Origin of the sequence: Labilibaculum sp. K2S (assembly GCF_030372765.1) — a bacterium.
Taxonomy (GTDB): Bacteria; Bacteroidota; Bacteroidia; order Bacteroidales; family Marinifilaceae; genus Labilibaculum.
This window is the reverse complement of record NZ_JAUCMW010000003.1, coordinates 270,916-285,515: the sequence shown is the minus strand read 5'-3', so window position 1 is coordinate 285,515 and position 14,600 is coordinate 270,916. Positions and strand designations below refer to the sequence as shown.

Sequence of the window (14,600 nt, the reverse complement as noted above, 5' to 3'; positions counted from 1 at the left end):
ATACTCTTATTTTCTCTTTGGGAATATCGAAAACGATGTAAATCTTATTTTCAATAGCTATATAAATTTAAACTCTAAAAAACACACATATGAAAAAAAACAAAGATTAAAAAAAATTTATATCAAAAACCCATTAGGATGTGTTGGTCCTCTCCTTTTGGGAAATAAATTATAACCATAATACGCTAATGAATCAATTTAATTTTATGAAAAAATCTGAGAATTTTAATGCTCCCACACATTGCCTTAAAACAGGGAAGCTAAACAACCTTAGATGGCTTTTAAAGTCATCCATGTTACTACTGATGGTATTTTGCAATGTAGCCATCATATTTGGTCAAAGTTCTAACACAGAAATTACCGGTAAAATAACTGACTCCTCCGGTTTTGGTATACCTGGTGTTAATATTTCCTTAAAGGCAACAACTATCGGAACAGTTTCCGATATCGACGGAAGTTATTCTATTTCTGCAAGTTCCGAAAACGTTATTGTATACAGTTTCATTGGATACACAACACAGGAAGTTTTGGTTGGCGATCAAACAACAATTAATGTTGTTCTGGCTGTAGATGCATTAAGTGTAGACGAAGTTGTAGTCATTGGCTATGGTGTTCAAAAAAAGAGTGTTGTTACAGCAGCAATATCTTCTATTAAAGGTGAAGATATTGAAAAAACATCAACAGGACTATTGGAACAAGCACTTCAGGGGAAATCAGCAGGAGTATCAATTTTACCAACTTCCGGAGCTCCAGGTGCTGGTGTTAAAATTCGTATTCGTGGTGTTGGTTCAAATGGAAACTCATCTCCATTATACATCGTTGACGGCATGAAAACAGGTGCTATTGACAATATTGAACCCGCTGATATAGCATCAGTTGAAATCCTTAAAGATGCAGCATCAGCAGCAATTTACGGAAACGAAGGAGCCAATGGAGTACTAATTATTACTACCAAATCTGGTAAAGGAAAAAAGAATGAAATTAACTACAATTTTTCCTATGGAATTCAGTCGATTTCAACCAAAGCTGAAATGATGAATGCTCAGGAATACATGCAATTCCAAACAGAGGCCGGAAATTCAATTAACGATGACTCAGGAGTTGATACAAACTGGATTGATGAAGTTTCAGAAAATGCTTCCATTCAGAAGCATTATTTAAGTTTTGCAGGTGGATCGGATAAAACATCTTACATGCTTTCCGGATCTTATATTGATCAAGACGGAGCTATAGGAGGCAGCAATGCAAATTTTGAACGATTCACAACTCGTATCAACTTAAAAAGTGAAATGAAAGAATGGTTGGATGTTGGTGTAAATATGAGTTATTCACATCAAACCAGAAGAACCATTTCAGAAGATGATGAGTACAGAGGAATTATGAACAACGTTCTTTTGGCTGATCCTTTATCTCCTGTTTTTGACTCGAACAATGCCGGTTGGGTTTCTCCAAGTGGAAAAGCTTACGGAAAATCAAAATATGTAACTGGTGAAATTCAGAATCCTGCTGCATTTATTGAAATGAGTAACAATAAATTTACTGTCGACAAAGTTTTAGGAATGGCTTTTGCAAGCTTAAAACCTGTAAAAGGTTTGACCATTACCTCTCGTATTGGTTTAGACTTAGCCTACAACACTCAAAACAGATGGGCTCCTATTTATAATTTCTCAACCGAGCAAAAAAATGAAACAACCAATGTAGAAGATAATATTGACAAATATTATACTTGGTTGTGGGAGAATTTTGCTTCATACAACACTACTTTTGGAGATCATGATTTTACTTTTCTTGCAGGTACAGCGGCTGAAAAATACGTTCACCCTAACTATTATTTAAAATCAGGACCAATGGTAAAAGAAGGCTCTAATTATGCCTATCATGATTATACCTTAGACGATACCCAAGACAGAACTGGAGGAAAAATTGAAGAAAATACTAAAAACTCTTATTTCGGGAGAGTATCATATAACTATGCTGGGAAGTACATGGCTGAAGCTACTTTAAGATATGATGGTCATTCCAACTTGGCTGAAGGTAATAAATGGGATACGTTCCCTTCCATTTCAATAGGATGGTTAGCATCTGAGGAAGATTTTTGGAAATCAGATGTTATCAATTATTTAAAATTAAGAGCCAGTTGGGGACAAAATGGTAGTGTTGCAAACACCCCTGGTTTCGAAGACCGAGAGTTTTGGCAATCAGGCCTGAGATATCCTAATCCTACAGGAGGACTCTTTACTGGAGGTACTCGCGTAGAAAAAGCGGTAAACACAGATCTTCGATGGGAAAAATCAGAACAAACAAATATTGGTGCAGAAGTGAGAGCTTTCAATAGTAAACTGACTTTCGCCGCTGACTATTACGAAAAAACAACTAAAGATCTGATTGTTACCGGTGAAACTGCTCCTTCTGTTGGAAACAACGCAAATCCGATGATAAACGGAGGTAATGTTTCTAACAAAGGATTCGATTTTGAATTGGGCTACAAAGATAATTTTGATGGACTGGAATTCAGTATCAACTTAAATTTAGCAACAGTTAAAAATGAAGTTACCAGCTTAACTCGCAACACCCCAGTTCCCGGAGCTGAAGTTAGAAGTACAAAATTAACATGGTTTGAGCAAGGAGAACCAATCTGGTACTACAAAGGATATAAAACCAATGGTATAAATCCTACTAACGGTTCAATAAACATTGTTGATGTAAATGGTGATGGAGAAATAACTTCTGATGACATGACTAATATTGGCAGTCCCCATCCGGATTTAATCTTTGGTGCAAATCTTAATTTAGCCTATAAAGGATTCGATTTTGCTGTATTCATGCAAGGTACATCCGGAAATGAAAACTACATGGCTTGGTTCAGAAATGACCGTCCCTATTCTAACAAACCGGCGTATTTCTTTACTGATAGGTGGACACAAGCCGGCGACATTGCCTCTATGCCTAAACCAGACAACAGCAGCGATGATTTATACCGTAGCGATTTAATGGTAAAAGATGCTTCTTATATAAGAATAAAACAGATTCAATTAGGCTATAACATTCCAAAAAAATACCTAAATAAACTCCACCTGTCGAAGTTAAGAACATTCGTATCATTAGACGACTTCTTTACATTTACGAAGTATCCGGGATTAGATCCTGAAGCAGGTACAGATCGTAATGACTCACAAGGAATTGACAGAGGAGTATATCCTTCTATCAAGAAAGTAATGTTTGGATTTTCTGTAGGCCTTTAATCTATTAAAAAAAATAAAATGAAAAATAGAATATATAAAATAGCAATCGTTCTGTTTAGCCTTTTTACCTATTGGGGGTGCAGTTCCGATTTTTTAGAACTAGAGCCAACGGGTAAATTGGCAAGTGAAGAATATTTAACTACCGAAAAAGAAGCATTTGATGCATTAATCGGTCTTTACGATCGCATGCAGGTGAATAACAACAACCAGGAAGATTGGTGTAGTGTTTTTCTTACACGTGTTCTTTTATCAGATGATTCCAATGCCGGAGGTGGTAGCGCTACCGATCAGCAAAAATTCCAGGAAATTGATGATTACAATCAGAGAGCAGACAATGCTGTTGTAAAAAACGTATGGAAGGGGTATTACAAGGCTATTAACATGGCCAATAACATTATTGATAATGTACCTACAGAACTAGCAAGTGCAGAAACTATAATTGCCGAAGCAAAATTTGTTAGAGCATACAACTACTTCGAATTAGTAACCCTATTTGGTTCAATACCATTACGATTAGAAAATCCAAAAACAGAAGCAGACAATCATGTAGCTAAAAGTTCAGTTGAAGCGATTTATGCACAAATTGAATTAGATCTTACTGCTGCTGTAGCCTCACTCCCACTAAAAAGTACTTATAGTGATGCGTACAAATTTAGAGCTTCGAAAGGTGCTGCCCAGGCTCTTTTAGGCAAAGCACAGCTATTCCAGAAAAAATATGCTGAAGCAGCAACTAATTTTGCTGCCGTAATCTCAAGCGAAGAATACGATTTGGAAGATAATTATGGAGAAATATATGACGGAGTTGCTAAAGCCGGTAAGGAAGTTGTGTTTGAAATTCTTTATTCTAGTGAATCAGGTAACAATTGGGATACTTGGGATGGTACAGGTGAATCTAATTATATGACTATTTTAATGGGAATTAGGGGAGATTGGTCGTTCAATAATCTTGACATAGCACTTGGAAAAGAGTATATTAACGGATGGGGTATGAATGTTCCTACTAAAGAAATTGGTGAACTATTCGATGCATCTGCCGCGAATGGTGATGTTAGAAGCGCAGCGTCTGTAATGTCTGGAGCAGATTTCAGTGCCGCAGGTGGATATATTAACTCCCCCGAAGCTGCAGCCATTTATACAGACGACAACGACGACTATAAGAGTCCTGGAACTTTCAACTGGGATGATTATGAAGGATATCTTCGCTTGAAATATACCTGTGACACTCTCGAAACCGGTAAGCCAGCTTTTGAAACAAACTGGCAATTTCCAGTTAAGGTAATCCGTTATGCTGATGTATTATTGATGGCTGCTGAAGCTTACCTTGAAAGCAGTCAAGCTGGTAAAGCCTTAATAGAAATTAATAAAGTTAGAACCAGAGCAAACTTACCTAACTTATCTTCTGTTAGTTTGCAAAATATTAAAGACGAAAGAAGACTTGAACTAGCTTTTGAAGGACATCGTTTTTTCGACTGTGTTCGATGGGGTGACACTTCCGAATTAGGTCCAAAATTTACAGCTGGAAAGAACGAAGTACTTCCAATCCCACAAATCGAAATAGATCTTAACAATAAACTAAGTCAGGCTGATCAAAACCCTGGATATTAATATATTATTATATCAAATTTGAATCATAGAAAAGACTACCCTTATTTTTAGGGTAGTCTTTTACTAATTCATAAGAATATAGAAAAAAGACTATGAAAAGATTTATCCCCGTTATAGCAATTGCCTTAACTGCATGCTCGCAGCCAAATAAGAACGAGAAAAACAACTTTACTAAAGGGTTTATTGCTGAAGGAAAAACGGCAACTGTAATTACAACAGCCAAGGATACAGATCTTAAATTAAGCCAAACCGGACAATTTAAATTTGAACGAACAGAACAAGCAAAAGAAACTGAAAACTCAATTTTTGTAAACCCAAACAATACATTTCAAACATTTATCGGAATAGGTGGAGCTATTACCGATGCATCTGCAGAAGTATTTGCAAAACTTTCAGAAGAAAAACAAAAAAAACTGATTACTGCCTACTATGGCAAAGAAGGAAATGCTTATTCCTTAATTCGTACGTCTATTCACAGCTGCGATTTTAGTAGTGGCAGCTTCACATATATTGAAGAAGGAGACAAAAACTTAGAAACCTTCTCAATTGAACACGACAGACAATATCGTTTGCCAATGATTAAACAAGCAATTGCAAAAGCCGGAGGTTCCATTTTATTTTATGCGAGTCCCTGGAGTCCTCCCGCATTCATGAAAGACAATAAAAACATGCTTCAGGGTGGTAAATTACTTCCTGAATATTACGATACCTGGGCCAGATACTACGCAAAATTCATAAAAACATACGAGAAGGAAGGAATTCCGGTATGGGGAATAACAATCCAAAATGAGCCCATGGCAGTTCAACGTTGGGAATCTTGCATTTACACTGCAGAAGAAGAAAGAGATTTCCTGAAAAACCATTTAGGTCCAATATTAGAACAAGAAGGACTTGGTAATAAAAATATTGTAGTTTGGGATCACAACAGAGATTTAATCACACACAGGGCAAATACCATTTTCGATGATCCTGAAGCAGCAAAATATGCATGGGGAACCGGTTTTCATTGGTATGAAACCTGGAGAGGCGGAGAACCAATGTTCGACAACTTACAGAAAATACAAGAAGCCTATCCGGATAAAAAATTACTATTTACCGAAGGTTGCAACGAAGCATTCGATTCTTTAAAATATCAGTATTGGCCAAATGCAGAGCGATATGGTCGTTCAATGATTAATGACTTTAATCGTGGAACCGTTGGCTGGACGGACTGGAATATTCTATTGGATGAAACAGGAGGCCCAAATCATGTTGGGAATTTATGTTTCTCCCCTATTCATGCAGATACTAGAACAGACAGCTTAATTTACACCCCATCGTATTACTATTTGGGACATTTCTCAAAATATATCCGCCCGGGAGCAAAAAGGGTAAGTACTGTCACAAGTACCAGCTTTCTTCAAAGTACGTCATTTATTAACGAAGATGGTAAAATGGCAACAATTGTGATGAACAGTACAGAAAAGACTATGAGCTACAAATTATATATTGGAGCCAATATTGCAACATCAATTAAAATTCCGGCAAGAGCCATACAAACCATTATATTTTAATAAAATACTACAATAATGATTAAAAAAGTAAATCTAATCATCATCTCATTACTTGTACTTTCATCCTGTAATCAAGAGAAATACACACTATCTAAAGAAGATGAATTTGTATCTGAACTTCTCGGCAAAATGACTCTTTCTGAGAAAATAGGACAATTAAACCAACATACAAGCCGATGGGAAATGACAGGACCTGCTCCAAAAAATAATGACTCTCAGGATCAACTGGAACAAATAAAGAATGGTGAAGTTGGATCCATGCTAAATGTTACAGGAGCAGATGCAACTCGTAAAGCTCAAAAATTAGCCGTTGAAAACAGCCGTTTAGGCATTCCTATGATTTTTGGTTACGATGTAATTCACGGTTATCAAACCATGTTTCCAATTCCTTTAGCTGAAGCCTCATCCTGGGATTCTGAAATTGTTAAACTATCAGCACAAGTTGCTGCGAAAGAAGCTTCTGCTGCCGGCTTACAGTGGACCTTTGCTCCCATGATGGATGTGGGTAGAGATGCACGTTGGGGAAGAATAATGGAAGGTTGCGGAGAAGATCCTTATTTAGCAAGTGTTTTATCTGTAGCTCGTATTAACGGATTTCAAGGAGATGATTTATCGGCAAACAATACCATTGCCGCTTGTGCAAAACACTTTGCAGGCTATGCATTTTCAGAATCCGGAAGAGACTACAATACTGTTGATATTGGATCCTATACACTTCACAATATTGTTTTACCACCCTTTAAAGCGGTAGCTGAAGCTGGTGTTTCTACGTTCATGAATTCATTCAATATTATAAATGGAACGCCCTCTACAGCAAACCCATATCTGCAACGCAACTTACTAAAAAACAAATGGAATTTTAAAGGATTTGTTGTTTCCGACTGGGGAAGCATTGAAGAAATCTCGAATCACGGAGCTGCCGAAAATCTAAAAGAGGCTGGCCTGCTTGCAATTAAAGCAGGTTCGGATATGGATATGGAATCCAATGCCTACAGCAAATATCTTAAAGAATTGGTAGATGAAGGCAAAGTAGATGAAAAATTGATTGATGATGCAGTTAAACGCATTTTAAAAATTAAGTACAAACTAGGCTTGTTCAATGATCCATATCAATACTCTAATATTGAACGTGAGAAAAAAGAAATCTACAGCATAGAAAATAGGGCTGCTGCCCGAAAAGTAGCCCGTCACTCAATGGTACTTCTTAAAAACAAGGCTCAGTTACTTCCTTTATCCAAAAAAATAAAGTCGATTGCCCTTATTGGCTCGTTGGCCGACAGTAAGGATATCCCTCTGGGAAGTTGGAGAGCAAAAGCTATTAAAAACTCGGCTGTATCCCTACTGGAAGGAATTCAATCAGCCGTGTCTGCAAAAACGAAAATAAACTACAGTAAAGGCTGTAATCTGACCATTGGAGATAGAAGTTTTCTTCAGGAACTCTCTTATGAGAAAAATGACAAATCGGGATTTCAGGATGCAATAAAAGCGGCGCAGAATTCAGAAGTCGTGATTATGGCTCTTGGAGAGGACTGTTGGCAATCCGGTGAAGGCAGAAGTCAAACAGACATTCGTTTAAAAGGACAGCAACAGGATTTATTTAATGCCGTTAAAAAAGTAAACAAGAACATTGTTGTCGTATTAATGAATGGCCGGCCTCTTGCCATTCCCGAAATAGCTGAAAATGCAAATGCTATTCTGGAAACATGGTTTAGTGGTTCCGAAGCAGGAAATGCAATTGCAGATGTTCTTTTTGGAGATTACAATCCATCAGGTAAATTAACCATGTCTTTCCCAAGAAATGTAGGTCAATGTCCGATTTACTACAATCACATGAACACAGGCAGACCCACTTCAACGAATAATGTGTTTTGGTCACACTATACCGATGCACCAAATACACCATTATATCCATTCGGATATGGTTTAAGCTACACATCTTTTGCCTATGGGGAAGCAACAATAAATTCAAATGAGATAAAAAAGAATGAATCCATTAAGATAAAAATCTCACTTGCTAATACAGGAAAATATGAAGGTGAAGAAATTGTTCAACTATACATTCAAGATCCTAAAGCAACCTATGCCCGTCCGGTTAAAGAATTAAAACGATTCAAAAAAATCAATCTAAAACCAGACGAAAACATACAGGTATCATTCACATTAAAATCTGAAGACTTGGGATACTATTCCCCAGAAGGAGAATTCCTGATAGAATCAGGAGAGTATCACATTTATGTTGGAGGAAATTCTCAGGAAGTTCGTCAAGTTAATTTTACACTTATAGATTAGTTGATTTTTTAAAAGGCAGAAAACAATCTTGTTTTTTGCCTTTTTCTGTAAAAAACAACCCCCTTTTGGTAAATTGAAACAATCAAATTTTAAAAGTTTAATTTTCAATAAAAATTATACACCTTATCCTTAAGCTATTGTGAAATTAAAATTGTTAAAGACATTTAAATTCAGCTTTTGCATTTCTTTTCTTTAGTTTTTTTGCGTATTTTCAATCTAGAAAGATTAATCATTTATGGCTTTAAAAGCCATTAACGCGCGAATAACAAAAACCGGTTTATATTTAACAGAATATTAACTTGTGCAATAAAGTTGCATATTAAAATATAGGAGGAATTGTGATGAACATGAAAATGCAATCCGTAGGTTTTAAGGCAGATAGCAAACTAGAAGCTTTCATTAACCAAAAATTTAAGAAACTTGAAAAGTTGGAAAGTACAATTACTGGTTACGATATAATACTTAATGTTGACAAATCAAGTACAAAAGACAATAAAGTAGTTGAAGTGAAGATTAAAGTTCCGGGAAGTGAGCTTTTTGCAAAAAAGAAAAGCACCTCGTTTGAAGAAGCTGCCGACTTGGTTTCAGAAGCATTACGAACCCAAATATTAAAATACAAAGAAGTAAAATCCAGCAAATAAAATACCAACCCTCTGCTAATGCAGAGGGTTTTCTTTTTCCTCTTCCCCAGACTCATCCCCTCATCAAAAGCCCATCCCAAAAACATAAAAAATCTTTAATACAGAATTATTTTTCTATTTTTGATTTTTAAAACGGAGATATTATGCTTGCGCTTTCTAAAACAAAAACGAATCTTGATTTTGAAAAAACATTCAAAGAGTTTTATTCTCCATTGTGCAATTTTGCATACTCCTTACTTCCTGACCATGATTTATGTGAAGACCTTGTACAAGATGTTTTCCTGAAAATATGGGATAAATCTCCAGATATTAACACTTCCATATCGTCTTACCTATACCAAGCTGTTAAAAATTCCTGCTTTGACCATATGAGAAAAAGTTACAAGCAGTCGATTATTCCAATTGAAGAAATTGAAGATCCTATTGACTCCCCTTATGAATTAAACCGCGAAAAAGACTTGACAGCTTTAAACAAAAAAATTGAAAAAGCGATCAATTCACTCCCTCCCAAATGCAAAGAGATTTTCTTACTTCGTCGTAATTTTCAAATGTCTTATAATGAAATATCAATTGAACTGAATATCTCGAAAAAGACCATTGAAAACCATATGAATTCCGCAATTAAAAAATTGAGAACTCAATTAAGCAAGTCCGATTTCCTAATCTATTTTTTCTTTCTCGAAAAAAAATAAAAAAAAATCACTTTTCAACTAGGGGTAAAATGCATAATCATTGTCTTACCAATAGAGTTTAAACAAAACACCCTACATTTTGTAGAAACTCAGACAATTGAAATTGCAATTTTTTTGTTTCGAATGCCAATAATATCATGCGCCATGAAGGTAAACACCGAAGTATTAACCGATTATTTAAATGAAAAATATGACGAAAAAACAAAGCAAAAACTAGAAATTTGGCTGGATAAAAATCCTGATAATCAGAAGTATCTTAATGAGCTAAAGATATATTGGGATGCGAAAAAATCCAGATCTGCAAAAATCGAATTCGATTCAGAAGCAGGATTTCAAAATTTATTAGCAAAAAAATCAAAAAGGAAATCACAATATCTAAAAAGAACACTTCGGTATGCTGCTCTTATAGCCACTTTTATTTCAACCAGTTTGTTCGGATATCTTTTTATTGCTCCTGAAAATTCAAACTTAATTGTTTCGAACATGGAACAAACTGAAAAAACTTTGGTACTTCCTGATGGTACATCCATTATTCTTGCAGAAGGATCCAGAATTGAATATCCAGATCATTTTTCGAAGAGTGAAAGACTGATTACCTTAAGGGGAGAAGCTTTTTTTAATGTTGCCAAAAACAAAGAAAAACCTTTTGTTATCTTATCTGGGCAAACCCGAACAATGGTTGTTGGTACATCATTTAGAATAAAAGAAGAAATTGACAGAACAACGATAAAAGTTCGGACTGGAATTGTGGAGTTTATGGAAAAAGGAAATCCGAAAAATAAAACCAGATTACTGAAAGGTGATTGTGCGCAATTTGTAAACAATCAAAAAGTGGTTCTCAAAAGTGATTCTGAATCTAATGAAATTGATTTTACTGTAAAACTATTAAAATATAATAACGAGAGGTTAGAAGTAATATGCAAAGATTTAAGCGAACTCTTTAACACCACTATTCAGATCCAAAATGTATCAAAATCTCAACTTTCGCTTTCTGCGGTATTTGAGGATCAAAATCTGGAAAACATAATAAAATCTCTTTGCTTCACTCTTAATCTCGAACCCGAACAAAAAGAAAATATAATCCTACTAAAGTAAATTAATAAATGAAGCACATCATTCTTACCCTTAGCTGCATAATAATGTTGCTGGGGAGTACAAATCTATTGTCACAAAATAGAATCAATAATATTATAAAAACAGAAAAGAATTCCTATACATTTAATGAATTGATGAACGTGATAAAGACTCAATCCGGATACAATTACACGTATCCAACAGATAGTGATCTCAGTCAAAAAACAGTTAATCTGGGTAAAAAGGAATATGCACTGGATCTTCTGTTAGACAAAATATCTCTTCAATTGCAACTTAAATACAGGATAACTGAGAAGCAAATATCATTTAAAACTATACAAAAAAAAACAGTAACCATTAGTGGATATATTCGTGATAAGAAAACGGGTGAAGACTTAATTGGAGCCGCATGTTACATTAAGGAATTAGCAAGTGGAACAGTTAGTAATGTGTATGGGTTTTATTCGCTCAGTATCCCTTCCGGGAAATACACGGTTAGCTATTCCTTTTTAGGCAACAAAACAGAAGAATCGATTATCGAAATTGAAGAAGATAAAGTTTTAACTGTTGAATTAGATAATGAAAGTCAGCAAATAAATGAAGTTGTGATAACCGGAGAAGGTGCTGCCAAAAACATCAAGCGCAATGAAATGAGTGTTATAAAACTTCCTGTTTCAACTGTAAAAAAACTTCCTGCACTAATGGGTGAAGTTGATTTAATCAAAGCCATTCAAATGCTTCCCGGCGTAAAACCTGCTGCCGAAGGAGGAACTGGATTTAGCGTTCGTGGAGGAAATCCAGATCAAAATTTAATTCTTTTGGATGAAGCTCCCGTTTACAATGCTTCTCATCTTTTAGGTTTCTTTTCCATTTTTAATAACGATGCCATAAGCGATTTAAAACTCTACAAGGGAGATATTCCTGCAAGCATAGGAGGCCGGTTATCCTCTTTTTTAGATATCAGAATGAAAAATGGAAATTCTAAAAAATTCTCTGGAAGCGGTGGAATAGGAACCATTTCATCACGCTTAACTTTAGAAGGACCAATTGGAAAAAATGATAAAACCTCATTCATTTTAAGTGGTCGAAGAAGTTATTTGGATCTATTTCTTGGTCTTTCATCAAATGAAGATGTAAACGACAATATTATTTATTTTTACGATTTAAATGCTAAAATTAATCATCGAATTAATAGTAAGAATAGAATATTTATTTCGACCTATTTTGGGAAAGACAAGTTTAAAAACAACGACAGCCAACTTTCGTTTGGAAATCAAACCTTAACTCTTAGGTGGAATCATTTATTTTCAAACAAACTATTCTCAAACACGTCTCTACTTTGGAGCAAATACAATTATGAATTGTCTAATAGCAGTGGAGCTAATGCCTTTAAGTGGGATTCTAAACTTGAAGATTTGTCCGTAAAACAAGACTTTAATTACTTTTTAAATTCAAACAACACAATTAAATTCGGAGGAATATTCACCTACCATAAATTTGAACCTGGTTATGCGCACGGAATTGGTGAGGAATCCTTTATATCAGAATACAAGGTTAATAATTCAAATGCGTTGGAAGAAGCCCTGTTTGTTTCTAACGAACAAAAAATAGGAGAACGATTGACATTAAAATATGGAATACGTTTTTCAATGTTTAACAATATTGGAAAAGGTACCGTTTATGATTTTAATAACAATTATGAAGTTACTGATTCTTCAATTTACAAATCAGGAAATATATATAACACATATACTAACTGGGAACCACGACTTGGAGCAAAATATTCTTTAAATGAGGTTTCTTCTATTAAAATGAGCTATTCCAGAACCTCACAATACATGCAGCTTGCTCAGAATTCGTCAGGAGGAATGCCTTTGGATGTTTGGTTTCCCTCTTCACCTAATGTTAAACCGCAAAAATCAGATCAATATGCCATAGGATATTTCCGTAACTTCAAAGACAACGCAATAGAAACATCAGTGGAGCTGTACTATAAGAAAATGAAAAACACTGTTGATTTTAAGGATTTTGCCAATCTTCTTTTAAACAAAGAATTGGAAGGCGAATTACGATTTGGTTCCTCTGAAGCTTACGGTTTAGAATTTATGGCACAGCTTAATTTAAATCGCCTGGAAGGATGGTTTGGGTATACCTATGCAAGTACTAAACGAACTGTTACAGGTATTAATAAAGGCAACACCTATCGTTCACCTTACGACGTACCTCATGATATTAAAGCTGCCCTAAGTTATCAATTAACAAAAAGAACAAGCATTTCTGCTAATTTCACCTATTCTACAGGGAAACCAATAACCTTCCCGACAGGGCGGGCAGAATATCAAGGTGCATTTATAAAAATATATTCGGATAGAAATTCCTACCGTTTGCCGGATTATCATCGAATGGATTTGGCTTTAACCGTTAAGAATAAGAAAAAACCAAATCAAAAATGGGAAGGTGAATGGAACTTTTCCTTATACAATGCCTACGGCAGAAAAAATCCTTGGATCGTAAATTTCGTTCAGGATGAAAATGATCCTAAAAAGATTTATGCAGAAAAAACGTATCTGTTCACTTTTGTTCCTTCAGTGACCTATAATTTTAAATTCTAAAATAATGAAACGAGTAATATATCTTATCACATCTATATTAATACTAAGCTCTTGCACCGAGAAAATGGATGTAAAATTGGACAGCACTTCTACCCGCCTATGTGTTGAAGCCAAAATCACAAATGATTTGAAAAGGCATTTCGTGAAGTTAAGTGAATCGAGCGATGTATTCTTTAACAAAGAAGCAATACCTGTGACTAAAGCGAATATAAAAGTCAGCGATGGCATATCCGATTATCTTTATGATGAAACAAGCCAGGGATATTACGAAAGCGTTAGCAAATTTTCGGGAATCCCAGGCATAACATACTATTTATCAATCTCTAATGTCGATATTGATCAGAATGGAGAAAAGGAAATATACCAAGCTCAATCTGTGATGCCATTCCCTTATGATGTTGATTCAATTAAGATGAATTACGACAAAAGACACATGAATGACGATGGTGACAGAAAAGCATATTGGCTTCTTTCCTTGTATTTACAAGATGATATCGAAACGGAAAATTATTATGGTTTTGCCTGCCAAATTAATAATATACTGGTACACGATACCATAACTGAAGTTGTAATAGCCGAAGATACTTTCTTTAATGGAGGAGATTCAAAAGGTGTTGACGTTGGATTTTTCGACCAGGAAAAACCAGATGAAATAATTTATACTAATGACAAAATTACTTTAGAAACATACGCTATGACTGAAGACTATTTTGACTTTGTTAATGAATTTCAAACAATGGACCAAACACAATCACCCATGTTTTCAGGTCCGCCTGCCAACATAAGAAGCAATATTTCGAATGATGCAATTGGCTTTTTTGCAGTTTATTCCATCACACGCAATTCCATTACAGTTAACATTGAACAATAAATTTAAAGAGCACCTTTGGTG

At 35.2% G+C, this 14,600-nt stretch carries 9 protein-coding genes; all 9 read left to right on the top strand.

Annotated elements, in window-relative coordinates; genetic code table 11:
* Positions 1-206: 206 nt before the first annotated feature.
* The 9 genes from QUH73_RS06895 (at position 207) to QUH73_RS06855 (ending at position 14,579) form a co-directional block, all read left to right on the top strand.
* Positions 207-3,242, top strand: a complete 3,036-nt coding sequence (locus tag QUH73_RS06895; protein ID WP_289529703.1) for a SusC/RagA family TonB-linked outer membrane protein — start codon at positions 207-209, stop codon at positions 3,240-3,242.
* An 18-nt stretch (positions 3,243-3,260) separates the two neighbouring features.
* Positions 3,261-4,847, top strand: a complete 1,587-nt coding sequence (locus tag QUH73_RS06890; RefSeq protein ID WP_289529702.1) for a RagB/SusD family nutrient uptake outer membrane protein — start codon at positions 3,261-3,263, stop codon at positions 4,845-4,847.
* A gap of 92 nt (positions 4,848-4,939) precedes the next feature.
* The gene (locus QUH73_RS06885) at positions 4,940-6,400 is read left to right on the top strand and encodes a glycoside hydrolase family 30 protein (RefSeq protein ID WP_289529701.1); all 1,461 of its coding nucleotides are present in this window, start codon (positions 4,940-4,942) and stop codon (positions 6,398-6,400) included.
* A gap of 15 nt (positions 6,401-6,415) precedes the next feature.
* Positions 6,416-8,689, top strand: coding sequence for a beta-glucosidase BglX (bglX, locus tag QUH73_RS06880; protein WP_289529700.1), 2,274 nt, complete (start codon positions 6,416-6,418; stop codon positions 8,687-8,689).
* Positions 8,690-9,036: 347 nt separating this feature from the next.
* Positions 9,037-9,330 carry a ribosome hibernation-promoting factor, HPF/YfiA family gene (gene hpf / locus QUH73_RS06875; RefSeq protein ID WP_289529699.1) on the top strand — a complete coding sequence of 98 codons (294 nt, stop codon included), beginning with the start codon at positions 9,037-9,039 and terminating at the stop codon, positions 9,328-9,330.
* A gap of 143 nt (positions 9,331-9,473) precedes the next feature.
* The gene (locus QUH73_RS06870) at positions 9,474-10,022 is read left to right on the top strand and encodes an RNA polymerase sigma-70 factor (protein WP_289529698.1); all 549 of its coding nucleotides are present in this window, start codon (positions 9,474-9,476) and stop codon (positions 10,020-10,022) included.
* Between the two features lie 144 nt (positions 10,023-10,166).
* Positions 10,167-11,117: a FecR family protein gene (locus QUH73_RS06865; RefSeq protein ID WP_289529697.1), complete on the top strand. Its 951-nt coding sequence runs from the start codon at positions 10,167-10,169 to the stop codon at positions 11,115-11,117.
* A gap of 8 nt (positions 11,118-11,125) precedes the next feature.
* A complete protein-coding gene (locus tag QUH73_RS06860; RefSeq protein ID WP_289529696.1) occupies positions 11,126-13,708 on the top strand; it encodes a TonB-dependent receptor in 2,583 nt (860 codons plus the stop codon).
* Positions 13,709-13,712: 4 nt separating this feature from the next.
* Complete coding sequence (locus tag QUH73_RS06855) at positions 13,713-14,579, top strand: DUF4249 domain-containing protein (RefSeq protein WP_289529695.1); 867 nt, start codon at positions 13,713-13,715, stop codon at positions 14,577-14,579.
* Positions 14,580-14,600: the final 21 nt, after the last annotated feature.